The 24,286-nt window shown below is 47.5% G+C and carries 20 protein-coding genes and 1 tRNA gene; 8 read left to right on the plus strand and 13 right to left on the minus strand.

What is annotated here, in order from left to right; translation table 11 throughout:
- Positions 1-20 precede the first annotated feature (20 nt).
- On the plus strand, positions 21-527 hold the full coding sequence (gene sulA, locus BJJ97_RS18300) for an SOS-induced cell division inhibitor SulA (RefSeq protein ID WP_095699904.1): 507 nt from the start codon (positions 21-23) through the stop codon (positions 525-527).
- A 362-nt stretch (positions 528-889) separates the two neighbouring features.
- Complete coding sequence (gene ompA, locus BJJ97_RS18305) at positions 890-1,975, plus strand: porin OmpA (protein WP_095994883.1); 1,086 nt, start codon at positions 890-892, stop codon at positions 1,973-1,975.
- Between the two features lie 80 nt (positions 1,976-2,055).
- Here the strand turns inward: ompA and matP are convergent, their stop codons facing one another.
- Positions 2,056-2,514, minus strand: a complete 459-nt coding sequence (gene matP / locus BJJ97_RS18310; RefSeq protein ID WP_039471498.1) for a macrodomain Ter protein MatP — start codon at positions 2,512-2,514, stop codon at positions 2,056-2,058.
- A gap of 177 nt (positions 2,515-2,691) precedes the next feature.
- On the opposite strand from matP, the gene BJJ97_RS18315 reads away from it, so the two are divergent.
- Together BJJ97_RS18315 and fabA are read left to right on the plus strand one after the other, a co-directional pair.
- Positions 2,692-4,461, plus strand: a complete 1,770-nt coding sequence (locus BJJ97_RS18315) for an AAA family ATPase (RefSeq protein WP_095699906.1) — start codon at positions 2,692-2,694, stop codon at positions 4,459-4,461.
- Positions 4,462-4,552: 91 nt separating this feature from the next.
- On the plus strand, positions 4,553-5,071 hold the full coding sequence (gene fabA / locus BJJ97_RS18320; protein ID WP_039480199.1) for a bifunctional 3-hydroxydecanoyl-ACP dehydratase/trans-2-decenoyl-ACP isomerase: 519 nt from the start codon (positions 4,553-4,555) through the stop codon (positions 5,069-5,071).
- Positions 5,072-5,165: 94 nt separating this feature from the next.
- Here the strand turns inward: fabA and BJJ97_RS18325 are convergent, their stop codons facing one another.
- From BJJ97_RS18325 to betI, 4 genes are all read right to left on the minus strand, one after another.
- A complete protein-coding gene (locus tag BJJ97_RS18325) occupies positions 5,166-5,819 on the minus strand; it encodes a tellurite resistance TerB family protein (protein WP_095994884.1) in 654 nt (217 codons plus the stop codon).
- Between the two features lie 158 nt (positions 5,820-5,977).
- Positions 5,978-7,657: a choline dehydrogenase gene (gene betA / locus BJJ97_RS18330; protein WP_095994885.1), complete on the minus strand. Its 1,680-nt coding sequence runs from the start codon at positions 7,655-7,657 to the stop codon at positions 5,978-5,980.
- A gap of 19 nt (positions 7,658-7,676) precedes the next feature.
- Positions 7,677-9,149: a betaine-aldehyde dehydrogenase gene (betB, locus tag BJJ97_RS18335; protein WP_095994886.1), complete on the minus strand. Its 1,473-nt coding sequence runs from the start codon at positions 9,147-9,149 to the stop codon at positions 7,677-7,679.
- 68 nt (positions 9,150-9,217) lie between these two features.
- Positions 9,218-9,805 carry a transcriptional regulator BetI gene (betI, locus tag BJJ97_RS18340; protein WP_095994887.1) on the minus strand — a complete coding sequence of 196 codons (588 nt, stop codon included), beginning with the start codon at positions 9,803-9,805 and terminating at the stop codon, positions 9,218-9,220.
- 352 nt (positions 9,806-10,157) lie between these two features.
- Here betI and BJJ97_RS18345 point away from each other — a divergent pair, with 352 nt between their 5' ends.
- The 3 genes from BJJ97_RS18345 (at position 10,158) to BJJ97_RS18355 (ending at position 13,352) form a co-directional block, all read left to right on the plus strand.
- Entirely contained in the window at positions 10,158-12,191 is a 2,034-nt protein-coding gene (locus BJJ97_RS18345) for a choline transporter (RefSeq protein WP_095994888.1), read from the plus strand.
- A 216-nt stretch (positions 12,192-12,407) separates the two neighbouring features.
- The gene (locus BJJ97_RS18350; protein ID WP_010287191.1) at positions 12,408-13,046 is read left to right on the plus strand and encodes an RpiB/LacA/LacB family sugar-phosphate isomerase; all 639 of its coding nucleotides are present in this window, start codon (positions 12,408-12,410) and stop codon (positions 13,044-13,046) included.
- A gap of 216 nt (positions 13,047-13,262) precedes the next feature.
- A tRNA-Ser gene (locus BJJ97_RS18355) sits at positions 13,263-13,352 on the plus strand.
- 86 nt (positions 13,353-13,438) lie between these two features.
- Here BJJ97_RS18355 and phoH read toward each other — a convergent pair.
- From phoH to BJJ97_RS18370, 3 genes are all read right to left on the minus strand, one after another.
- Positions 13,439-14,227, minus strand: a complete 789-nt coding sequence (gene phoH, locus BJJ97_RS18360; protein ID WP_095699912.1) for a phosphate starvation-inducible protein PhoH — start codon at positions 14,225-14,227, stop codon at positions 13,439-13,441.
- 531 nt (positions 14,228-14,758) lie between these two features.
- On the minus strand, positions 14,759-15,274 hold the full coding sequence (gene fliZ, locus BJJ97_RS18365; protein ID WP_010306119.1) for a flagella biosynthesis regulatory protein FliZ: 516 nt from the start codon (positions 15,272-15,274) through the stop codon (positions 14,759-14,761).
- Between the two features lie 203 nt (positions 15,275-15,477).
- Positions 15,478-16,200, minus strand: coding sequence for an RNA polymerase sigma factor FliA (locus tag BJJ97_RS18370; protein ID WP_039485657.1), 723 nt, complete (start codon positions 16,198-16,200; stop codon positions 15,478-15,480).
- Between the two features lie 449 nt (positions 16,201-16,649).
- On the opposite strand from BJJ97_RS18370, the gene BJJ97_RS18375 reads away from it, so the two are divergent.
- Positions 16,650-17,702 carry a tetratricopeptide repeat-containing glycosyltransferase family 2 protein gene (locus tag BJJ97_RS18375; protein WP_095994889.1) on the plus strand — a complete coding sequence of 351 codons (1,053 nt, stop codon included), beginning with the start codon at positions 16,650-16,652 and terminating at the stop codon, positions 17,700-17,702.
- A 42-nt stretch (positions 17,703-17,744) separates the two neighbouring features.
- On the opposite strand, the gene BJJ97_RS18380 is transcribed toward BJJ97_RS18375, so the two are convergent.
- The 5 genes from BJJ97_RS18380 to BJJ97_RS18400 all read right to left on the minus strand — a co-directional run bounded on the left by BJJ97_RS18380 (position 17,745) and on the right by BJJ97_RS18400 (position 24,283).
- Complete coding sequence (locus BJJ97_RS18380; RefSeq protein ID WP_095994890.1) at positions 17,745-19,160, minus strand: hypothetical protein; 1,416 nt, start codon at positions 19,158-19,160, stop codon at positions 17,745-17,747.
- Between the two features lie 133 nt (positions 19,161-19,293).
- Complete coding sequence (locus tag BJJ97_RS18385; protein ID WP_227003538.1) at positions 19,294-20,505, minus strand: acyl-CoA reductase; 1,212 nt, start codon at positions 20,503-20,505, stop codon at positions 19,294-19,296.
- The gene (locus tag BJJ97_RS18390) at positions 20,480-21,562 is read right to left on the minus strand and encodes a LuxE/PaaK family acyltransferase (RefSeq protein ID WP_095994891.1); all 1,083 of its coding nucleotides are present in this window, start codon (positions 21,560-21,562) and stop codon (positions 20,480-20,482) included. Before BJJ97_RS18390 ends, BJJ97_RS18385 begins: the two co-directional genes overlap by 26 nt.
- Complete coding sequence (locus BJJ97_RS18395; protein WP_095994892.1) at positions 21,549-22,961, minus strand: AMP-binding protein; 1,413 nt, start codon at positions 22,959-22,961, stop codon at positions 21,549-21,551. The genes BJJ97_RS18390 and BJJ97_RS18395 overlap by 14 nt, the downstream gene beginning before the upstream one ends.
- Before the next feature lie 581 nt (positions 22,962-23,542).
- Positions 23,543-24,283, minus strand: coding sequence for an SDR family NAD(P)-dependent oxidoreductase (locus BJJ97_RS18400; protein ID WP_095994893.1), 741 nt, complete (start codon positions 24,281-24,283; stop codon positions 23,543-23,545).
- Positions 24,284-24,286: the final 3 nt, after the last annotated feature.

Consider the following 24,286-nt stretch of genomic DNA (forward strand, 5'->3'; position numbering starts at 1 on the left):
TACTATGGGTAGAACTCATTATGCGTACGCAATCAATCCGCTCTCACAACATCGAGCCATCATCGTTTTCTGCAAATCAACACGCTGCGGAGCCTTCGGTTGCCACAGGTGGAATTATCAGCGAAATCGTGTACAACGCCGATCAGCCCATAGTCACACACCTGTTATTACCGCTCTTACAGCAGCTAGGCACGCAGTCTCGGTGGCTGTTATGGCTTTCCCCTCAGCAAAAATTGAGCCGCCCTTGGGTACAGCAATCTGGGCTCCCGCTGGATAAAATGGTGCAACTCCATCACATCAATCCGCTGTTTACGGTTGATGCCATGGAAAGAGCCTTGCTGACAGGGAATTACAGCGCTGTTTTATGCTGGTTACCGCACGAATTGACGGAAGAAGAGAAGGTTCGGTTGCGGCACGCCGCACAGGCAGGAAATACGTATGGCTTTATTATGCGGCCAGAAAGTGCTGGCGGTGACGCCTATAGACTGTTTCCTAGCCTTAAAATTCATTCGACATTGTATCATTAAGTAAATTAAGAATTTTCTCAGCCCCTTCAGGTTATATGTCTTGTCGATCGCCGCAGAGCGGTATTCTGCGGGCTTTTTGGGTATATTTAATACAGCTAAAAGGCGTAAGATCTGTCAAAAGCATCTACTATTTGTTAGCAAGTATGTATGAATCGTGCGATTTTCTTATGACGTAAATCACATCATACTTGTAACTTTCTCATCACGTTGTAGACTTTAACTCGCTGGAGTTGCTCTTTTATAACGTCAGTTGACTGACAGTGAGTCATAAATAAGGGCAAAGTCTCCGACCAAAGGATTTTAACCAAAGGTTTATTAGCCCTCCGGGTTAATTGCCGATTTGGATGATAATGAGGCGTAAAATGAAAAAAACAGCTATCGCAGTTGCAGTGGCACTGGCTAGCTTCGCGACCGTCGCGCAAGCAGCTCCTAAAGACAATACCTGGTACACCGGTGGTAAACTGGGTGTGTCTCAATTCCACGATACTGGTTTCTACGGCAATGGTTACACCGGTATCAACAATAACCCGATCAAAAGCAAGTTAGGCGCTGGTGCATTTGTTGGTTATCAAGCCAACCCGTACCTGGGCTTTGAAATGGGCTACGATTGGCTGGGCCGCATGAAGTATGCAGGTTCTACTGCTAACGCAGCAGACAGCGCAAGCTTCAAAGCACAGGGCATCCAACTGGCTGCCAAACTGAGCTACCCTGTTATGCCTGATCTGGACGTTTATACTCGTCTGGGCGGTATGGTATGGCGCGCTGACAGCCACGCGGCTATCGGTGGCGGCGACATCAACAACGACGACACTGGCGTTTCCCCGCTGGCTGCAGTTGGTGTTGAATACGCTATCGACAAAAACTGGGCTACTCGTGTTGACTACCAATGGGTAAGCAACATTGGTGATGCTGGTACCGTTGGTGCCCGTCCAGACAACCTGCTGATGAGCGTTGGCCTGTCTTACCGTTTCGGCCAGGATGACCGCGTAGCACCAGTTGTTGCTCCGGCTCCGACCCCAGCTCCAGCTCCAGTTGTTGAAACCAAGCGTTTCACACTGAAATCTGATGTCCTGTTCAACTTCAACAAAGCAACGCTGAAACCAGAAGGCCAGCAATCACTGGATCAACTGTACACCCAGCTGAGCTCTCTGGATCCGAAAGACGGTTCCGTTGTTGTTCTGGGCTTCACTGACCGTTTAGGTTCAGAGCAATACAACCAAGGCCTGTCTGAAAAACGTGCACAGAGCGTAGTTGATTACCTGGTTTCTAAAGGTATCCCTGCGAACAAAGTCTCTGCTCGTGGTCTGGGTAAATCTCAACCAGTTACGGGTTCTACCTGTGACAACGTGAAACCTCGTGCTGCGCTGATCGATTGCCTGGCACCGGATCGTCGCGTAGAGATCGAAGTTAAAGGCATCAAAGACGTTGTAACTCAGCCTCAGGCTTAAGTTATTAACGAAAAAAAAACCTCGCTCCTGCGAGGTTTTTTTTTGCGTGTTTATCAGCGCGATAAATGACAAAAAACCAATCACGTTTCGTCTTTATTCAGAATAGCTTTAAGATCCTGTTTAAGCAGCGACATCTGGCTGGCATATTTTTCTTTGTGCTCAGCGTCTTCGATTAACTGCACAATCGTTTCTGATAAGGTCACTCCGCGTCTTTGAGCGAGAGCAGCAAGGCGCTGCCAGACCAGATATTCCAGATCGATCGATTTCTTGCGTGTATGCTGGTGCTCTGCGTTGAAATGACGTTTACGCCGTGCACGAATCGTTTGCTTCATCCGGTTTTCTAAGGTGGGATTCATGCATTGCGCAATCCACTCCAGCACTTTAACCGGCTGATTTTCCATTTTAAGCAATGCCTGTACCGCGTCATCCGCAGCGCTTTGCTCAAGAAAACGCGTAATTTCTTCTCCCTCCCGATGCTTCTTCACCAGGTATTTCCATTTCCACCCGCACTCAAGATTTTCTAGTTGTTGATATTTCATATTAAATTCTTCAGTGACCGCGTAACGTGACTTTCAGCATAACAGTTTTCCCTGATTTTGACCGCTTTCTGGCGGCTTTCTGACAGCTTTTAAGACGATTAACCAAACGCAGTCTAAGCCTCAATATATGAAAGATGACGGAGAGATGACTCTCCTTATGCGAAGTGCGCATTATTCTTGTATAATCACGCTTTTCCTTCAGACGATTACATTGATACTTTGACCAGTAACCGACTCTCATGGCAGCATTTACTGCCTAATAATACGCCTTATCAAACGCTATTCACTCAGGCAGCTCAACTTGCTCCTGCTGAATTCTCCGCTATTCAGTCGCGTCTGGCAGACAGCCTGACGCTCTTTTGCCACCCTCGATCTCCTTCGCGCTTTATGCTGTTGAAAGCGCAAGAGAATGATGAATATATGGCATTGATCGCCCGTGCGCTGAGCGCCATCAGGCCAGACTCCGGGGCGATACATGGCAGTAAATATATCATTGAGGGTCGTCATATTCGGGTCGAACCCGCCACACAGCCTGCGGACAACTTTGCCGCACAGCAGCTCTGTGGCTATCAGGAATGGATTGAATCTGAACAGCTCTTCGGCTGCGTACGCAGTTTTCACGATGAAATCACGCTGCACCCAGGGCTGATTCATCAGGTTAATGGCGGTACGTTGATCCTGTCAGCCAGAGCACTGCTGGCTCAGCCTCTGATGTGGCTGCGTCTGAAGCAGATTATGGCTGAAGGCATCTATCGTTGGCAGTCACCAGACGAGCGCAAGCCGCTTCCTGTTGATGTGCCACCGATGCCGCTTGATATTCGCCTAATTATTCTCGGTGACCGCGAAAGTCTGGCAGATATTCATGATATGGAACCGGAATTAGGCGAACACGCTATTTACGGCGAGTTCGAAGCGCAATTGCAGCTGATTGAAACGGATGATATGGCGCGCTGGTGTACCTACATCAATGCACTGTGCAGCGAAAATCAACTACCGCTGCTGGACGCAGATGCCTGGCCTGCATTGGTCAACATTGCAGTGCGCTACAGCGGCGATCAGGGCAATTTGCCATTATGTCCGCGCTGGCTAATCGGCCAGTTAAAATATGCGTCTCTGTACGCCAGAGATGGTCAGATCACGGAGCAGGCGCTGGTTGACGCCGTTGCTGCCCGCCAATGGCGTGAAGGCTACCTCCGCGAGCGCATGCAGGATGAAATAGAATTAGGCCAGATCCTGATCGAAACGGAAGGCGAAGTTGTCGGCCAGATTAATGGACTTTCCGTATTGGAATTCCCTGGCTACCCCGTTGCCTTTGGCGAGCCGACGCGTATCAGCTGCGTAGTTCACGCTGGCGACGGTGAATTCACCGACGTTGAGCGCAAAGCCGAACTGGCTGGCAATTTGCACGCCAAGGGTATGATGATCATGCAGGCGTTTCTGATTACGGAACTGGAACTTGATCAACAGCTTCCCTTCTCAGCGTCTATGGTCTTCGAACAATCGTACAGCGAAGTTGACGGTGACAGTGCCTCATTGGCAGAGCTATGTGCGCTGATTAGCGCCCTCTCCTTGCGGCCGATCAATCAGCAGTTCGCCGTGACCGGTTCCGTCGATCAATTTGGTCATGTGCAGCCGATTGGCGGCGTGAATGAGAAAATCGAAGGTTTCTTTGAAGTCTGCCAGCGTCGTGGATTGACGGGAACGCAGGGCGTGATTTTACCTGCGGCTAATTTACGCCATCTCTGTTTACAGGAAGATGTCGTTGAAGCGGTACGCGAAGGGAAATTCCATTTGTTCCCGGTAGAAACTGCGCCGGAAGCGGTGTCATTATTGACCAATTTCGCTTATGACGATGAACAGCAGCCAAACCTGTTGTCCGCCATTCGTGAGCGAATTGGACAGATTTCACCGCAAGAGCGTAGACGTTTCCCTTGGTTTTTCCGTTAAACCAACTGGTTCAACCAGACGCAACAGACTTGCCCAGCGTACAGGTGTACGCTAACCTGCGTGCTTCATTAAAACAAGGCTTACAGAGACCATGGTAGATAAACGCGAATCCTATACAAAAGAAGACCTCCTTGCCTCCAGTCGTGGTGAACTGTTCGGCCCGCAAGGCCCTCAGTTACCTGCCCCTAACATGCTAATGATGGACCGCGTCGTTAAAATGACGGAAGACGGCGGTAAGTATGGCAAAGGCTATGTGGAAGCCGAATTGGATATCACGCCTGACCTGTGGTTCTTCGGTTGCCATTTCATCGGCGATCCGGTGATGCCAGGTTGTCTCGGTCTGGATGCGATGTGGCAATTAGTCGGATTTTATCTGGGCTGGCTGGGCGGCGAAGGCAAAGGCCGCGCGCTCGGCGTAGGTGAAGTTAAATTCACCGGACAAGTGCTGCCGACAGCGAAAAAAGTGACTTATCGCATTCACTTCAAACGCGTGATCAATCGCCGCTTGGTGATGGGTATTGCTGATGGTGAAGTGTGGGTTGACGGTCACCAAATCTATACCGCTGACGAACTGAAAGTGGGTCTGTTCAAAGACACCAGCGCTTTCTAAGCAGCAGATAGCACTGCGGGCGAAAACCTTTTCGCCCGCGTTATCCATTTATTTATCCGATATTCTCTCACCACAGCCTAAATCACTCGCCCTATCATGATGGACTTTTCAGTTCATTGGTGATCGACTGCCGTACGTCTTGCGGTATCTTCAATTCAGTCGCTAGCGCATCCAGATAGCTTTTCTCCATGAAGTGATCGACATCAATGACCGCGCAGCTCAGGAAGTAAACCTCAAGCGCCTCTTCCTCATTCTTCACATCTTTCGCCAGCAAAATCGGGTCAAGCGGTTGTTCTATGGCTTCCTGTACCCAGCGGTGAGCTTCACTGCCCAGTTGCAGTTGCTGAATATTTTCATCAATACGCTGTTTCTCGGTTGCATCAATATGGCCGTCACTCTTGGCAGCAAAAACCAGAGCCTGAATCAGGCGACGGGCGCGGATATTGTCAGCTGAGGACTGGGTACCAAACTGTGGATCGTCCTGATGTGTGTCGCGAACGCGTTTTTTATACTGGTTCCACAACACCACACCCGCCGCTGCACTACCGCCAATGATCAACGCATTTTTACCCAATGAACCCATGATTTTCCGCGTGGATTTATTCGATAACAACACACCCGCCAAACCACCCAGCGCAGCAGGCTTCAGCATGTCGCCCAAATTGCCGTTTTTTCCCCCTTGATGCTGATTCCCCTGCTTGCTAACGGAACCTAATAAGCCCTGAATCTGTTGCAGCCAATTATTCATTTTCATTCCTCAAGGAAAAGTGACATCACTGATGGCGATGTCACTCATAGTAATGGTGCAGAAGGTGTTTGTTTGTCAGATTGTGTATAGCAATGAAAAGTATGGACCGCGCTTTCTCTACGGTCCATCTGGCGCTCCATCTTACTATGTAGGAAACATTACGAAGCTGGCTTCAGCGGTGCTTTTCTCACTGGGGTATTGCCGGAAACATAGTAGCGTGCTTTGCTGCGCGGCAGCGCCTGACGCCGGCGGATTCGGTCAGCAATTTTCTCGGCAATCATGATGGTTGTCGCGTTCAGATTACCGGTAATAATTTGCGGCATGATGGAGGCATCCACTACGCGTAGCCCTTCCATACCATGAACTCGGCCTTGCCCATCAACCACCGCCATCTCATCCTCACCCATCTTACAGGAACAGGAGGGATGGAATGCCGTCTCGGCGTGATTGCGGATAAACTCGTCCAGTTCCTCATCAGTCTGAACTTCCAGGCCGGGGCTGATCTCTCGCCCACGGTATTTATCCAGCGCTGGCTGCGCCATAATTTCACGCGTAATGCGGATCGCATCGCGAAATTCCTGCCAATCCTGCTCCGTCGACATATAGTTGAACAAGATGCTCGGGTGCTCACGGGCGTCTTTGGATCGCACCTGTACACGCCCCCGGCTGAGTGAGCGCATGGAGCCGACGTGCGCCTGAAATCCGTGCTCTTTCACCGCATTACTGCCGTTGTAATTAATCGCGACGGGCAAGAAGTGGTACTGAATATTCGGCCAGGTGAACTCATCCCGACTACGAATAAACCCCCCCGCTTCGAACTGGTTGCTAGCCCCAACACCAGTGCCGTTGAACAACCATTCCGCGCCGATTTTTGGCTGGTTAAACCACTGCAACGCCGGATACAGCGATACTGGCTCTTTGCAGGCATACTGCAAATACATTTCCAGATGGTCCTGCAAGTTCTCACCGACGCCGGGCAAATCGTGCACCACGGGAATATCAAGACGCTGAAGCAAGTCTTTCGGTCCCACGCCGGAACGTTGCAGGATTTGCGGCGAAGCAATGGCACCTGCACACAGCAGCACCTCACGGCGAGCCTTCGCCGTCTGCGCACTTTCCCCTTTAAAGTAAGCCACGCCAATGGCACGTTTTCCGTCGAAGAGAATCTTGTCGGTTAAGGCATGCGTCACGATGGTCAGATTCTTACGGCTTTTTGCCTGATCCAAATAACCTCTCGCGGTACTGGCGCGACGTCCCTTCGGCGTGACGGTTCTGTCCATCGGCCCAAAGCCTTCCTGCTGATAGCCGTTAAGATCGTCCGTACGCGGATAACCCGCCTGTACGCCCGCCTCAACCATCGCGTGAAACAGTTCGTTGTTTCCCATCTTCGGCGTTGTCACTGAAACAGGACCGCTTGCGCCATGGTAGTCATTCGATCCCACATCCCGCGCTTCCGCTTTACGGAAATACGGCAGGCAGTCAAGGTAACTCCAGTCTTCCAGACCCGGCATGGTCGCCCAGTTATCAAAATCCATCGCATTGCCACGGATGTAGCACATGCCGTTAATCAGCGATGAACCACCCAGCCCTTTGCCGCGACCACATTCCATACGGCGATTATTCATGTGAGGTTCTGGGTCGGTTTCATAAGCCCAGTTATAGCGCTTCCCCTGCAATGGGAAAGCCAATGCCGCAGGCATTTGCGTGCGAAAATCCAGCCGATAGTCCGGGCCACCAGCCTCAAGCAGCAGCACGCTTACGTCGCTTTCTTCTGTTAAACGCGTTGCCAGCACGTTGCCGGCAGAACCAGCGCCGATAATGATGTAATCATATTCCATTAGGCTTTCTCCCCTTCGTTTAAAATACCGAGCGGAATTCACCCAGTTCAACCTGTATCGATTTAATTTGCGTATAGTGTTCCAATGTTGTGATGCCGTTTTCACGTCCGACACCCGAATGTTTGTAGCCGCCCACAGGCATTTCAGCCGGAGACTCACCCCAGGTGTTGATCCAGCAAATCCCGGCCTCAAGCTGATGAATAACCCGATGTGCCCGATTCAGATCGCTGGTCACGATGCCAGCCGCCAGCCCATACTCGCTATCATTAGCACGGCGGATAACCTCATCCTCATTCTGATATGTCAGAATGCTCATGACCGGGCCAAAGATTTCCTCGCGCACAATCTTCATATCATCCCGGCAATCGGTGAACACCGTCGGGGCAACGAACGCGCCTTGCGCATACTTCTCGTCAGCCATCGGTTCGCCGCCCACCAGCACGCGAGCACCTTCACGCTTCCCGCTTTCGATGTAACGCAGTACGGATTCTCTGTGCGGGAAGCTGACCAGCGGACCAAAATTCACCTGCTCGTCAGTCGGGTCACCAATCCGGATACGCTGAACACGCGCCAGAATTTTTTCCTCAAACTGCGCCTGCAATGCCTGCGGAATGAAGACGCGTGTCCCGTTAGTACACACCTGACCTGAGCTGAAGAAATTCGCCATCATGGCGATATCCGCCGCCTTATCCAGATCGGCATCAGCAAAAATGATCAGTGGCGATTTTCCGCCCAGTTCCATCGTGACGTCTTTCAGGGTCGAGCCCGCGGCATTGGCCATTACCGTTTTCCCGCTGGCGATCCCACCGGTGAAAGAGACTTTGGCAATACCTGGATGCGTGGTTAGTGCCTGACCAACGGATTTCCCCGTTCCTGTCAGCACGTTGAATACGCCAGCCGGTAGCCCAGCCTCGGTATAGATTTCCGCCAGTTTTAGCGCGGTGAGCGACGTGACTTCACTGGGTTTGAAGATCATTGCATTACCTGCCGCCAGCGCAGGGGCGGATTTCCACAATGCGATCTGAATGGGGTAGTTCCAGGCACCGATACCCGCGACCACGCCAAGTGGTTCACGACGGGTGTAGGCGAATGAAGTATCACGCAGCGGGATCTGCTGACCTTCCAGCATAGGAATCAGCCCTGCGTAGTACTCCAGAACATCCGCACCAGTCACGATATCGACGGTTCGGGTTTCTGAGAGCGGCTTGCCGGTATCGTGCGTTTCAAGCAAAGCGAGTTCATCGTTACGCTCACGCAGGATATCCACGGCGCGGCGTAAAATGCGCGAACGCTCCATCGCCGTCATCGCCGCCCATACTTTCTGCCCTGCGGTTGCTGCACTGACCGCACGGTCAACATCAGCAGCAGTGGCCGACTGAATGTGAGCAATGATGTCGCCATTCGCGGGGTTAATCGCCTCAAACGTATCGTCACCCGTGCTATCGACATAAGCGCCGTTGATATAAAGCTGTTGTAAACCGTAGTGAGACATAAATTCTCCTGTCTGATGGCAGCCCGAACGCACGTCCGGGCAGAAAAGGCAAAAATGATAAGGAAGGGTTACGTGCGGACGAGCTGCTGTTCGATATAGTCGTAGGTAATGCTCAGTGCTTCTTCGCGGTTGAAGGCCTCATGGCTTAGCGCACCACGCAGCCACAGCCCATCGATCAGACCTGCCAGCCCTTTTGCTGCAACACGCGCGCTATCCTTCGGCAAACAGTGGCTGAACTCGACACACAGGTTGGAGTAAAGTCGCCGATCGTTAACCTGCTGTAGCCGATGGAGCATGGGGGAATGCAGGCTACTGGCCCAAAACGCCAGCCAAGTTTTCATCGCCGCGCTATTCGTCTGGCTATCATCAAAATTCCCCTGAACAATCGCCCGCAAACGTGCGCGAGGCGTATTTTCTGTCAGGTTCAGCAACCTTGATTTTACCGCCAGCCCCAGATGACTAATCAGATAGCGCATCGTCGCTTCCAGTAAGCCATTTTTATCGCGGAAGTAATGACTGATGATCCCATTCGACACTCCCGCACGTCGGGCAATCTGTACGATTGAGGCATCATGCATCCCCACATCGTTAATCGCGGCCAGCGTCGCTTCGATGAGTTGCTGCCGTCTGATAGGCTGCATTCCGACTTTAGGCACCGCACTTCCTCTTCATTTTCTTCCCTTCATTTTTGCCTGATGAATCACGGTAAACGACGGTGATTCATGCTCCGATTTGTCCTATTAAACTTTTTTTTGATTGAACGTTCAATAAAAAATGAATATCTTTTATTGCTGAAAGGTTAAAAATTCGTATCAATTATCATGAAAAATGGTGTGAGCTCAGACGATAACTCCGCCTTAAAAAGAATAATTTCTTTTTTGTTCTGACAACCTTCTTCAACGGAAAGCGTACTCAGCGGATGTCCTGCGCCATATTCTTTATATGCGCTAAGCGCGCTTCGTGGAGAGAGGAATCAGAGTATCTGTTCACGTCACGCAAGGGATAACCATGCCAGCATCAGAAACGACCACCCAACAGGATCGCCTGAATCCTGTCGTGTTCTACACATCAGCGGGACTCATCCTGACCTTCTCGCTGATGACCATGTTGTTTAACCAAGAAGCGAATGCCTGGATTACCCACGCGCTTAACTGGGTTTCTGCCACATTTGGTTGGTACTACCTGCTAGCCGCCACGCTTTACATCGTTTTCGTCATCTTCATTGCGTCATCTCGATTTGGATCGATCAAGCTCGGGCCAGAACAGTCGAAACCTGAATTTAGCCTGATGAGTTGGGCAGCCATGCTGTTTGCGGCGGGGATTGGTATCGATTTAATGTTCTTTTCCGTTGCGGAACCGATCACGCAATACATGATGCCACCGGAAGGACAGGGCCAGACGATAGAAGCGGCACGGCAGGCCATGGTCTGGACGCTGTTTCACTACGGGTTAACGGGTTGGTCAATGTACGCGCTGATGGGCATTGCTCTAGGCTACTTCAGCTACCGGTATAATCTGCCGCTGACGATTCGCTCCGCTCTGTACCCTATCTTTGGTAAACGTATTAATGGCCCAATTGGCCACAGCGTTGATATCGCGGCCGTACTCGGAACCATCTTCGGTATTGCGACCACGCTGGGCATTGGCGTCGTTCAGCTTAACTATGGGCTGAAAGTCCTGTTCCAGATCCCAGAGAATCTCACCGTTCAGGCCTCGCTCATCCTGCTTTCCGTCGTCATGGCGACCGTTTCCGTGACGTCCGGGGTCAATCGCGGCATTCGTTTCCTCTCCGAGCTTAACGTCCTGCTCGCACTGGGCTTGATTCTCTTTCTGCTTTTCTGGGGTGATACCGAGTTTCTGCTAAACGCGTTGGTGCTTAACGTCGGGGATTACATCAATCGCTTTACAGGCATGACGCTCAACAGCTTTGCGTTCGATCGCCCAACCGAGTGGATGAATAGCTGGACGCTGTTCTTCTGGGCATGGTGGGTCGCATGGGCACCGTTTGTCGGGCTGTTTCTGGCGCGTATTTCACGCGGTAGAACGATTCGACAGTTCGTCGTCGGCACGTTGATCATTCCGTTTGTCTTTACGCTGCTGTGGCTCTCCATTTTTGGCAACAGCGCACTTTATCAGGTGCTCCACGGTAATCTGGATTTTGCCAATGAAGTCATGCAGCACCCAGAGCGCGGATTCTACAGCCTGCTGGCACAGTACCCCGGCTTCAGCCTGAGCGCCTCTGTCGCGACCATCACCGGCTTACTGTTTTATGTCACCTCTGCCGATTCCGGCTCGCTGGTGCTGGGCAACTTCACCTCTCGTCTTGGCGACATCAACAATGATGCGCCAAACTGGCTGCGAATTTTCTGGTCAGTCGCCATTGGCCTGCTGACGTTGGGCATGCTGATGACAAACGGTGTGTCAGCCTTACAGAACACCACCGTCATTATGGGATTACCGTTTAGCTTTGTGATGTTCTTTATTATGGCGGGATTGTACAAATCACTGCGGGTTGAGGATTACCGTAAAGCCAGCTCCTTACAAACATCAGCCCCGATGCCAATATCAGGCGACGATCGTCTGAACTGGAAGCAACGCATCTCACGTGTAATGAATTTCCCCGGTACAACCCATACGCAAAAAATGCTGGATAACGTTTGTAAAGCAGCCATGGATGACGTCGCGCGCGAACTGCGCCTGCGCGGTGCCAGCGTTGAAGTCAACGACTTGCCGCCTGTCGAAGATGAGCGCTTGAATCATCTAGAACTGTTGGTTGATTTGGGTGATGAACAGAACTTTCTTTACCAAATTTGGCCACAGCGCTATAGCGTCCCGGCGTTTACCTACCGCGCCCGCTCGGGTAAATCAGATTATTACCGCCTTGAAACCTTCCTGTTAGAAGGAAGTCAGGGGAATGACCTGATGGATTACAGCAAAGAACAGGTGATTAACGACATTTTGGATCAGTACGAACGACACCTGAATTTTCTTCATCTTAATCGAGAGGCACCGGGCAATACGCTGACCTTCCCTGACGCATAATCCCCTCCCCTATGGCGCTGAAATACAGCGCCATTTTCAATATGTTATGCTTTTATTCTCTCTTTTTCTTGCATCGTATTTTTCCTGAATCTATGGGCTGTGCCGCATTCTTTGCTTCCACGATTTGCGCTTTATTTTTGAAACGGTATACTGCACACAACAAATTGAAATACAGTTTTAAAAAATGTATTTGTCCGTCACAGAAAAGGAACGAACATGAAAATTGCATTGATTAACGAGAACAGCCAAGCTGCCAAAAACGCCATCATCGCCGAGTCTCTGACCAAAGCGGTTGCACCGTTGGGACACACTGTACACAACTACGGCCAATACGCCGTTGAAGATGCAGCGCAGCTGACCTACATCCAGAACGGTATTCTGGCAGCTATCCTGCTGAACTCTGGCGCGGCTGATTTCGTTGTGACCGGTTGCGGTACTGGCCAGGGCGCAATGCTGGCTTGTAACTCTTTCCCAGGCGTAATCTGCGGTCTGGTTGTTGACCCATCTGATGCTTACCTGTTCTCTCAGATCAACAACGGTAACGCTGTATCCGTTCCTTACGCTAAAGGCTTTGGCTGGGGCGCTGAACTGAACCTGGAAAACCTGTTTACCCAGCTGTTCAAAGAAGAAGGCGGCCGAGGCTATCCGAGCGATCGCGTTGCTCCTCAACAACGTAACAAGAAAATCCTGGATGCTGTAAAAGCAGTGACCTACAACGATCTGATCACCATCCTGAAAGGCCTCGATCAGGATCTGGTTAAAGGTGCGATTGCTGGTCCTAAATTCCAGGAATACTTCTTCGCTAACAGCAAAGACGAAGCACTGACCAGCTACATCAAAACGCTGCTGGCATAATCGTCAATAGCTGAAAAAAACCACAGGCCATTGCGGTCTGTGGTTTTTTTATGCCAATTCCCCATGCAGTTTGTCTACATTTTAACGACCCAGTTACGCCGACTATCCGTTACCGTTCAATGCTTAGCCATACGCACCGTTTGCGCTAAATACTGCTTGACCGAAGCTAAGCGACTCCCTATAGTAGCGCCCCGTTGCCCCTTGTAGGCAACCCCCGGTGAGGTGTCCGAGAGGCTGAAGGAGCACGCCTGGAAAGTGTGTATACGTGAAAACGTATCAAGGGTTCGAATCCCTTCCTCACCGCCATATAAAAGAAAACGCCCCTGATACAAATCAGGGGCGTTTTTTTATTGTGATATCACAGGAACTTTTATCCCCATGCTACACAGACATCAGCCATAGGCATGGAGCGTACGCTGGCACAGCGCCGAGCGCACGCAGTCCTCTTTACCGAAAGAGACCACGCCAATCATGTCATCCTCTACAAAACGCTCCAGTGCGTCGCGCAGGCCGGATTTAACCCCAGATGGCAAATCGCACTGCGTGATATCACCATTCACGATAACCGTGACATTTTCGCCCAAACGCGTCAGGAACATTTTCATTTGGTTCACTGTCACGTTTTGCGCCTCATCCAGAATCACAACCGCATTTTCAAATGTCCGTCCGCGCATATACGCAAATGGCGCAATTTCTACTTTGGCGATTTCCGGCCGCAAACAGTACTGCATGAAAGAGGCCCCCAGCCGACGCAAAAGTATGTCGTAAACCGGGCGGAAATAAGGCGCAAATTTCGCTGTAATATCTCCGGGTAAAAAGCCAAGATCCTCGTCGGCCTGTAATACTGGCCGCGTAACAATAATACGCTCAACCTCTTTATGGATTAGTGCCTCCGCCGCTTTCGCAGCGCTCAGATACGTTTTACCGCAGCCAGCTTCACCTGTGGCAAAAATCAACTGTTTGTTTTCTATCGCAGACAAGTAATGTTCCTGGGCAACGGTACGTGCTTGAATAACGGAATTATCACGATTTTCGCGCGCCATTCCGATTGCTTCAATCCCGCCCATCTGTACCAGAGAAGTGACCGATTCTTCCTCACGCTGACGATGGCTACGCGAGTCACGACGGATAACGCGTTTGGCTTCACGACGAGCTTTGATCACTGCTTTTTGTCTTCCCATAGTGGCACCTTACAGTTTGTTTCACTTACCGCACTGTTCTACAGCGCGTGACGTTTAACTCACTAACGAGGTTAGGCTTCCTTATTAAGCCAATAGCGGACAGAGAATACGCATGATTCATCCACGAACGGAGTGAAAAACGGGCCGAGCATTCATGGATAGAAAAAGAAAATAAACGGAGAGTTTGGGTAAAGAGAGAATGGCGCAGTGTTGAAAATAAGTGGGAGGAACATCCCTCGCATCGGCGAGTCAGCGGCGTAGAATCTTGGCATCGACTACAAAGTCCAGAAAAGGACATTACCATTCGCGTTCCTCACTGTGACAACGACTATTCCACTGAATAATGATTGATCGCATCGTAGAACTACTGCTAACCATTGCCTAAAAATTAGTGCCGAATGATTTCAGTAGTATGACAGTGCAATAATTTGCCTCTGCAATGCAAGCATTTTTTACACTGTCATAACATTTACCTATAGTCAGTATCCCATGGTTTGGCAATGTCAGCCTGAAAACGACGCATGATGCACGTCAGAAATGCCGCTGCCAGTCCAGATATTGATCGTATTTTCGTAAGGCGCTGCGGTAAATATTTTGCTCAATGCCGGGAAGGTAATCACATACGCGCTGCTGCACTCCATCACGGTGCCGAGAAAAGGTTTCTGCAGGGTAATTATTGGCGGCCAGCAGCTCATCCAGGCGTCTAAGACGAATGACATATTCGCGCATCGTGCTATGACGGACTTCAGTCTGCTCAATCAGATACTGTGTGAAAGCTTTAATATCGAAATAGCTAGCAGTGGTATTGCATAATATTTCGCTACAAAAGCGGCAAAGTGGGATTAATTCCTGTTGCAGACCGGACCAGATGTCATCATCGATAAGCCTGTCGATGCTGCCGATCGATTTTTTATTGATAAGCTGATTGCGAAATACCAGTGAAACGCGGTCGAGCTCTTTATCACACTGGGAACAGTTGGTTTGTCTGTGTTTGAAGTCTTTCAGATAACGGCTTAGGAGCTGTTTCTTCCGAATTGATGGGTGCATGAATCCATTCCATGACAATATATAACTTCAATGTAAAGCGATAGCATCGTTCATTACGCCAGAGAATCTGGTGTGCTAAAAACAGGTGACATTAATCATCTAAATACTGATGTAAGGGGCGCATCAATATTCAAACATTGCCATGGCCTGCTGCTTCAGTGACTGAAGATATACTTTGATAACAGTATTCCTACGCAGCGCAATTAAACATCGTTCATTAATTTCACGCGCAGGCGCTTTATCGCCTGGCTATGCAACTGACTGACTCTCGACTCTCCGACTTCAAGAACGGCACCGATCTCTTTCAGGTTCAACTCTTCCTGATAGTAAAGCGTCAACACCAACTTCTCGCGCTCTGGCAGATTTTCAATCGCATCCATTACACGATGGCGCAAATTGCCTTCCATCAGTTGATGCAATGGGTTCGCATCTTCATTGCCTTCCAGTAACGCCTCTGCGCTGTCACCATGTTCTTCACGCCATTCATCGTAAGAGAAAAGCTGGCTATTGTTCGTATCCAGCAGTATCTGACGATAATCCTCAAGCGTGATATTCAAGGTCTGCGCAACTTCCTGCTCCGTTGGAGTACGACCGAGCTGCTGTTCAGCCTGTTGCATTGCTTGTGCCACTTCCCGCGCATTACGCCGTACACTGCGTGGAGCCCAATCACGACTGCGTAATTCATCCAGCATTGAACCGCGAATTCGTTGGACGGCATAGGTGGTAAACGCCGTACCTTGTAACGAATCATAACGTTCAACTGCGCTTAACAAGCCGATACCGCCAGCCTGTAGCAGATCGTCAAGCTCGACGCTCGCGGGGAGACGAACCTGTAAACGCAAGGCTTCATGGCGCACTAGTGGTACATAGCGCTTCCAAAGGGAATTTTTATCCATTGTGCCTTCGGCGGTATACAAATCGCTCACAGTGACAAATACCTACGATGATAGTGTTATCGACACTATTATGCTTTTAGGTAGGGTAGCCAATCGCCTGAATAGCGTCAAAAAAGGAGGGTTATTCATGCCATGTATGACAGGATTGAGTAAGGAGCCTGCGGAGAGAAACACAAATGGCACGTACAGATGGTGCAATGCGACAGCAAATCTGTGACGCATATCTCTTCCGAAAGGAGAAAATTCTAACGCAACCACTTTTACTCCTTATGGGCTCATAAGGCCCTATGAAATTTTTAGTGCCAATAATATAAATATTAATGATACCGAAAGCATTATAGCCGATAATATAACGCCCTACTGCCACGCATTCATCTCCTTTCTCAACTGCCGATGGCAAGCAAGCATCAAATTGTTATTACTGACAAATTGATATAGTATTGATTAATATCAAGCCTTTAAAATGCGGTACATAATAAATGATATCAGTCTGCATGATCGTGAAAAACGAAGCTTTGCACTTAGGCAACGCACTGAAAGCAATCGCAAAATATTTTGACGACATTGTTGTCGTTGACACCGGCTCAACCGATGACTCCAAAAATATTGCCAGAAAATTTACTGATAAAGTTTATGACTTTGAATGGATATCAGATTTCTCCGCTGCGAGAAATTACTCACTACAATTTGCCAAATATGATTGGGTTTTAGTTGTCGATGCTGATGAAGAAATTCAATCAGTTGATATAGCAATGTTATCTAAGCTAATACACCAACATACGACCCATATCGGTAACATAGAAAGATTGGATTATTTAGACGAAGATGGTGAGGAGAGTGTTGTTAAAGAGTGCTTTAATCGGCTTTTTAGAAAAGAAATCTATCACTATGAAGGGATTATTCACGAACAAATTATCCCCAGAAAAATTAAATCGCGTACAGTAAAACGATTTATGGCTCCCATAGTATTAAATCACGTTGGTTATAAGCAAGAGATTCTGCGCCAAACAAATAAAATAGAAAGAAATATTAGCATGTTAGAAAAAGCGATTAGCGACGCACCAAAAGAACCGTACCTTCATTATCAGTTAGGGAAAAGTCATTACCTGAATAAAGATTATTTAGCTGCTATAAAAAGCTTCTCCATCGCACTAGAAATCCAAGAAAGCGCCTTCCCTGCCTATAATGAAAACTTAATTGAATGCTATGGATATAGCCTTATAAATATTGGTGAGTATGTAAAGTCATTAGATATATTAAAATATGAAAAATACTGTTCATCTACTGATTTTGTTTTTTTAAAAGCTTTAGTGCTTATGAATAACTCCGACTTTCAGGGGGCATTGGATCACTTCCACAAATGTATTAGCATGCCTTCCGGAAGAAAAAGCGGTGTCAACTCTTACAAAGCCAATCACAATATTGCAGTCATTCTAGAATGCCATAACATGCTAAATGAAGCGGTTACATTTTATAGAAAGTGTGGGGACTATGCGCCAGCGCAAGCTGGGATATCTCGAATATTAAAATAAGAATAAGCAAGGCACAGCGGCCTTGCTTATTCATAAGAAGTATTAAATGCTATGGTATTTCTCAATCAGCTGTTTTTTATAATCGGAATATTTCCCATTTGCATTTTTCACTGTCGTTACCATCCATAGTAGTGAATAACCTACATGGTTGACATCATAAACGATAGCAGAATCTATTCTAGAAATATCACCTGGTGTACCGACAGCGTCAATGGCAGCAGAAAGTGCAACCTGATCTAAAAACCAGACACTATTATCACTTAGCAGATTACTGTGGATAAAAGATGCAACCTTATCGATAAATATCTTTGAGGTTAGCCCTCCGCCCAAATAAACGAACCCTCCAAGGGCTTTTTCCCAGAACGGTGCACTTTCACTTTCTGTCAGGACGAGGTCTGATAAATGCCATTGTTTAATGGTGTCTGACAAATTCTTCCGAAATAAACAGTCGGCATCAAGGATTAAAACTGGTGAATTTAACACCGATAGTGCATGACGAGCAAAGATAAAACGCCTTGACGCGTAGTGAACATTCATGCCCTTCATTCCAGGGAAATACTCGGTGGTACACGATATATTTAACTCAGGGAAAGAGGCTTTTTTCTTTAATACATCACTATAAGTTTCATCATCTATATTATAAATATGGAAATGTACATTAAAATTATCTTTATTAGTCTCATATATTGAATACAAGGCTGATATAGCATGTTCATAATAATACCGTATGTCACACGAGATAATTACCGTTACCTTTCCATTACTTACTTCCTGCTTAATTAGCCACTTATAATCATCATCAGAAGGAAATTCATCGACTCTTAAAAGTGGTCGGAAATCTATATAAGAGTCAGGGTGGCCGCCTAGTTTATAAATGGCACAAGTCACCATTAATAACGTAAACCAGTGATCGCCAATGAGGTGTTGCTTGGTTGTCATTTCTTGCACTAATGGAAGTGCCAGATCATAATCCTCTTCAATCATACAAATCATGAGCAGTATTCTAAATGCAGCGGGAGAATCACTCAGGACGGAGAAATTATTATTGATTAATGTGACTGTTGCTTCTACAGCACCGATTCTAAATAGTAATTGAATAGCAACAACAAGATATTCCACGCAAGGTTTAAGGTTTATTATCTCCACCAATGAATTTTGTATATTTGCAATGTAATCCACTGGTAACCTTACGTTTCTCCCTTCAAACTTCCCATCAAGCACTATATTTGCCAGTGATATAGTAAGTAATAACTGCTTTAAGGCTTCATCATGGTTTGTTTCTAATCCACTATCATAGCTATAAATTTTTTTATTAATTAACAGAGTATCTGTATTTCCCTCAATAATAGCGGCAACAAACTCTTGGGGTAAACTCCCAATATCCCCTAGATCCAATTCACGGGAAAAAACATCACGATAAAACTGAGACATGGATTTTGCATATTTATACTCAGTCATACACCATACTCCTAGATGAAAATATTACTAAATTAAAATCACGTTCGACCACAAACATATGAAAAATCGGGTTAAAAACCTGAAGGTGATCGTAAATTGTGGCACTAGTGAACTGGCTCTTCTGATAGCAAGCTCAAAACTGTGCAATGGTGCGAGTCAATGAATAAATCAAGTCATAGCCATCCCACTGCAAACCGAAATCTAATGTGCGTCCTACAGGAACAACACGATCAATACCCGCTGGTTGATAATCATCTAAAAACTGAGTAACCAAATCTCTATCAACACCCAATAACGCGAGGGTCTGGCACTGACTATTACACACTGGGTAGATATCACTGATATCGGCAGCTAGATATTCGAGAAAATACCCTCCTGCGCAAGCATAGGTCATCGTATCGTTATTCAAGCTGTCAACCAGCACACGGTAGACCAAATTCTGATCCCCTGAGGCCTTATATACCCCCTCTTTCGCTGCGCTTAGCTTACAAAATTCAAGCAATTTTCGTACTGCAACCACAGGTTGAAGTTCATATTTTTTTTGCGAAAATTGCTCAAACTCCGTCCAGAACTGCATTCGCGCTTGCTCTATCTGCGGTGCATCACCCAGCCATACCACCAGCCCTGGAGAAGTACAGGCATTCTGATCAGTTAAAAATGTATCATTGTAAAAACGTTCGGCAATTAATGCCTTATCACTCATGGCTAGATAAGAGACCGCATCGATCAATACCAGAGAATAACGGCTAGCAAATGCCAAATCCAAACCACGCGCTGGCAATGGAGACTGACGCAGCGTAGCGATAGTGTCATCTCCGCCCCAAATGATGCGTGTATGGCACCATGCGGTGAACATGTCATTAATGCTTTTCTCATGCCCGTAACGGACCAGACACAGGTAAGGCGCAACATTATTCCATTCAACAAGCGATGCAGTAAGCGCCTCACAGATTATTTCCACTTGAGGGAAATCCCTTGAGGGAACTCTGACGATATTGCTATTACCGCTTAATAGGCCCACAACCAGCGAATAAGCAAAATTGACCGCTACATTGGAGGGAGCAATATGGAAAATTAGCCCACGCCCCACACGCTGATCAAGGTTGGGATAATGCTGCTGCATCTGAAGAATCGAAGCCCTACGACACCAAAAAGCCAGGCTGGCGACATCAGGATACGCTTTGGTGAGTGGATGCCGAAAAAGACGTTTAGCGAAATGATCCAAGAATGAAACCACATTACCATCAAATGGTTTCAACGCCTTACGATGATGCATCTCTTGTAGTGAAACAGCATTTCCGACCAGAAAGGAAATACCGTCAAAACTGTACGGCGTAAGTGTCACTGCATCCCCTCAATTCAGCACTTTTTAATCGGCCCAGTACCTTAAAATATTTACCTAAACGCCCACAAGGGCAGTCGTCCTCACCAAGGAGGATACCTTGGTCTTCGGTAAGCAGAGAATGACCGGGATAGGACTCAGGAATTAAAGAAAGCACTTGGATAATGCCTGGTTTCCCCACCTGACACACAGAGAAATCACGGTGATCGCGGACAATGACATCAGAGAATATACTGGCGTGTAAATGCCCTTCTGAGCACTGCATGTAGATACATCCAGTTTGTTCCACCATGCCATAATAATCATAGATATATGGCAAGCCACAAACATGATGCAACGCTTGTGCAAACTCAGTTGACGATACGGCTTCAGACTGAAGTTTTTTCCAACCACCGCCATGAATCAGCAATGCATTAGATAGATCTAACGTCACACCAGTGGCGCATAATTGTTTATAGAAGTGCTGCCAAATCATGAAAGTAAAACCAAACAGCAAGACTCTACGCCCCTGATGTTTATCCAAAAATGCGCGAATTACCGGGAGGTCCAGCGCCATATTTTCATCCAGTGCATAAGCTTTATCTGCACCAAAAATTGAAAACCCTAGAATACCCGCACCTCGTGCTGAAAACATGGTCCGATTCTTCATCAGAGCTGAAGAATCTATGATTAACAGCGGCATACGTGACGGACCAGTGAAATCACTCACTATTCGCACCAAGGTTTTTTGTTGATTGGCCGCCGTAATTTTATCCAAATAGATTTTGGACACTGCTTGTCCGGTGGTACCAGAAGAGGTCATAGTTTTTACCACCTGATCCGTGGTAATACTCAATAAATCGCGTTCCTTGAATAAGGAAACTGGCAGAAAGGGGATTTCTGATACGGTCTGAATAGACTCAATAACAATTCCCTGTGCATCCAAGATGCGTTGATAAGACTCACAGTGCGCATAGTGATGCCGAGTGAGTCCTACAAGACGCTGAAGCATTAACGAGTTTTTGTCAGCCTGGGCGAGTGAATAAGGCTGCAGTTTCAAAATGTCATCATAGGGGATCATAGTAAGCTTCCAATTTGGCGTACAAGATCTTCCCTGCGTTGTTTTGGGGTAACAACGGTAATACTTTCACCCGAAAAGCAGTGTGATTCAGCTGTGTTTTCAGAGCAATAAACTGCTTTATCTGTTCCGAGAAAGCGTCGTCAGTAATAAAGATATAAAGTCGATCGTCAGTACCACCGCACGCACAGTCCAACGTAGGGAAAGCGCCACGAATCATGAGTTCCACTTCATCAAGCCCAACGCGATTACCAAAAATCTTCAGAAAGCGTTTTTTACGGCCAACGACATAGTAATAACCGTCTTTATCTCGTTTAACCATATCGCCAGTATTTAGGCGACCACAGCGCTCATCGCCCTGTTGCAGGTCTGCACCACATTCAGCATAGCCTAGGGCTACGTTATCACCATAGTAGACCAGCTCGCCTACATAGTTATCGCGTTCAACTGAGTTACCGTTCTCATCAATGATGTCAAAACGTCCACCGGGAATGGGGATCCCCATACTACCGCACTTCTCTAACGCCTTCTCGGGAGGCAAATACCCCATGCGGGACGTCGCTTCCGCTGCCCCATACATAACGATAAAATCCCGGCCAGTATCTTGGGCATAACGAGCAAATTCACCATGTAACTCAGGCAATAATTTTCCGCCAGCCTGCGTTAACGTTTTCAATGCAGGAAGTTTCATTGTCATGAAACGCAACTTTTTCAGCATTTCATAGGTATAAGGAACGCCCGCAAGAGAGCTAGCTTCATACTCTTTTATAAAAGACCAGAATTCTCTCTGCATGATGCTACGCGTCGTCAGTAGCAGCGTAGCACCTTGCAACAAATGGCTGTTAATTATCGACATGCCATAAACGTAATTCATTGGCAAATTGAGCACTGGGCGCTCTCGACTGTCGATGGCAAGATACTCGGCAATATTATGCGCATTACTCAAGATATTGCGGTAACTCTGGCGTACAAGACGCGGACTGCCCGTCGAACCAGATGTCGACACCAATAATGCCAGATCCTGATGCAACGGGTATTGCACTAGCCCCGTCGGCACCAGCTCATAATTTTCTAGACTAAATATGGCATCCTGACACTGGCCATTTTCACCTTGCGGGCGCCAAAGATAAGCAGGACGGTAGGTGGACAGCAGGCGTTCACAAAGTTCCTTATCCAGATTTTTATCCAGCATGAGAGGAACAATGCCATGGTTTAGAAAACCTACATATCCAATTAACGAGCCAAACGTATTTTCACTGAATAAAAACACCAGAGAGCCAGCCGGAATCTGTGCACTCAACAGTTTTCCCTGAGTGCACAATTCACCATAGCTCAGTTGGCGCCCTTGTTCATCAATGGCAGCCAAAGCCGCTTTATCATGTTGATCCAGATTAAGAAACATCACTGCAGTTATCCGTAATGTCGTAGAACTGAATCGACGATTCATCGATCGTCGACCCACACAGTGTGAGTAAATAGCCATAGACGGTAATATACCGTTGAGTAATGCAGATACTCATCATTCTTTTGTCTTTGTTTTTCGCTTATGAAGCCCTATGCTGCATGTTAACTGTTTGTAAAAGCAAACTGTGTTCCCGAATAGAACCATCTCTGCACTCGAGTAGTACACCGAGTGCAAGTATAAAGGTGCCATGCACATTGTTTAAAACAATACCAACACCATAAATAATCCAAATATCAAATGCCTTGAGAAACATCGATATCCAATCCAATCCAATCCAATCCAATCCAATCAGGATAGGAATTAATGTTCAAAAAACAGACTTATCAATATCAGAAATCGAGCCACTCATTTAGTCACAATCAAAAAATAATATAATGCGCCACACAGAACTAGCAGCACATAGTCTTTACTGTAGAAAAGCAGTCTCAATCAAACTGCACTACCGCGCGAACAAAACAATTCATTTTTGGTGCCCCCAAACGCTGTCACGATATCAGTCAATGATCTGTCTTCTGATGTCACAAACCTCCATCCACTCGAATAACCTGCCCAGTGATATAGCTGGAAAGTTCAGAGGCAAGAAAAACAGCGGCATCAGCAATTTCCATCGGTTGTCCAACCCTGCGTAAATCAGTCGCGTTTTTTGTGTCTGCCAAAATATGTGCAGGCAAGGTATCCAGCATATCTGTGTCGGTAACACCTGGTGCAATGCAATTCGCTCTAATGCCGAACTCACCCATCTCAGCTGCGATAGATTTCGTCATTGCGATCACAGCAGCTTTAGAAGCGCCATAAGCCGATTTACCTGGATTACCATCTAATGCCACTGTAGAAGCTATGTTAATAATGCTGCCCTGTCTTTGGCGCGCCATAAACTTAGCGATATACTGAGTAAACAAGAAAACAGAGAAAAAATTCACTTCAAACTGCTTTCTCAGTGCCTCTTCAGTAGTCATTTGGAATAACGAGTTAAGAATGATACCTGCATTATTGACAACAGCATCTATAGGCCGCTTGTCCGCCGCGAGACGTTTAATAACCAATTTCATAGCTACATAATCCGTCATATCGAAACAAAGTGGCCAAATATTGACGTTATACTTCTCCGCCACTGCTGACAGTTCAGATAACCATTCAGCGTCTTCTTCGCGCGCATGAGCGTAAATATTGGCACCATTGGCAGCGAATGCATCAATCATTGCGCGCCCCAATCCACGTCGCGTCCCAGTAATTAATACATTTTTGTGTTGTAATAACATAGA

It is taken from the genome of Pectobacterium polaris (assembly GCF_002307355.1).
Classification (GTDB): Bacteria; Pseudomonadota; Gammaproteobacteria; order Enterobacterales; family Enterobacteriaceae; genus Pectobacterium; species Pectobacterium polare.

Bases quoted from the DNA above. Each gene is read 5' to 3' on its own strand.
- BJJ97_RS18395 (WP_095994892.1), bottom strand. From the start codon at position 22,961: ATGTTTCTTAATCTGGATCAACATGATAAAGCGGCTTTGGCTGCCATT.
- BJJ97_RS18345 (WP_095994888.1), top strand. From the start codon at position 10,158: ATGCCAGCATCAGAAACGACCACCCAACAGGATCGCCTGAATCCTGTC.
- BJJ97_RS18375 (WP_095994889.1), top strand. From the start codon at position 16,650: ATGATATCAGTCTGCATGATCGTGAAAAACGAAGCTTTGCACTTAGGC.
- fliZ (WP_010306119.1), bottom strand. From the start codon at position 15,274: ATGCACCCATCAATTCGGAAGAAACAGCTCCTAAGCCGTTATCTGAAA.
- ompA (WP_095994883.1), top strand. From the start codon at position 890: ATGAAAAAAACAGCTATCGCAGTTGCAGTGGCACTGGCTAGCTTCGCG.
- sulA (WP_095699904.1), top strand. From the start codon at position 21: ATGCGTACGCAATCAATCCGCTCTCACAACATCGAGCCATCATCGTTT.
- betB (WP_095994886.1), bottom strand. From the start codon at position 9,149: ATGTCTCACTACGGTTTACAACAGCTTTATATCAACGGCGCTTATGTC.
- BJJ97_RS18325 (WP_095994884.1), bottom strand. From the start codon at position 5,819: ATGAATAATTGGCTGCAACAGATTCAGGGCTTATTAGGTTCCGTTAGC.
- matP (WP_039471498.1), bottom strand. From the start codon at position 2,514: ATGAAATATCAACAACTAGAAAATCTTGAGTGCGGGTGGAAATGGAAA.
- phoH (WP_095699912.1), bottom strand. From the start codon at position 14,227: ATGGGAAGACAAAAAGCAGTGATCAAAGCTCGTCGTGAAGCCAAACGC.
- betA (WP_095994885.1), bottom strand. From the start codon at position 7,657: ATGGAATATGATTACATCATTATCGGCGCTGGTTCTGCCGGCAACGTG.
- BJJ97_RS18350 (WP_010287191.1), top strand. From the start codon at position 12,408: ATGAAAATTGCATTGATTAACGAGAACAGCCAAGCTGCCAAAAACGCC.
- BJJ97_RS18380 (WP_095994890.1), bottom strand. From the start codon at position 19,160: ATGACTGAGTATAAATATGCAAAATCCATGTCTCAGTTTTATCGTGAT.
- BJJ97_RS18390 (WP_095994891.1), bottom strand. From the start codon at position 21,562: ATGATCCCCTATGATGACATTTTGAAACTGCAGCCTTATTCACTCGCC.
- BJJ97_RS18400 (WP_095994893.1), bottom strand. From the start codon at position 24,283: ATGTTATTACAACACAAAAATGTATTAATTACTGGGACGCGACGTGGA.
- fabA (WP_039480199.1), top strand. From the start codon at position 4,553: ATGGTAGATAAACGCGAATCCTATACAAAAGAAGACCTCCTTGCCTCC.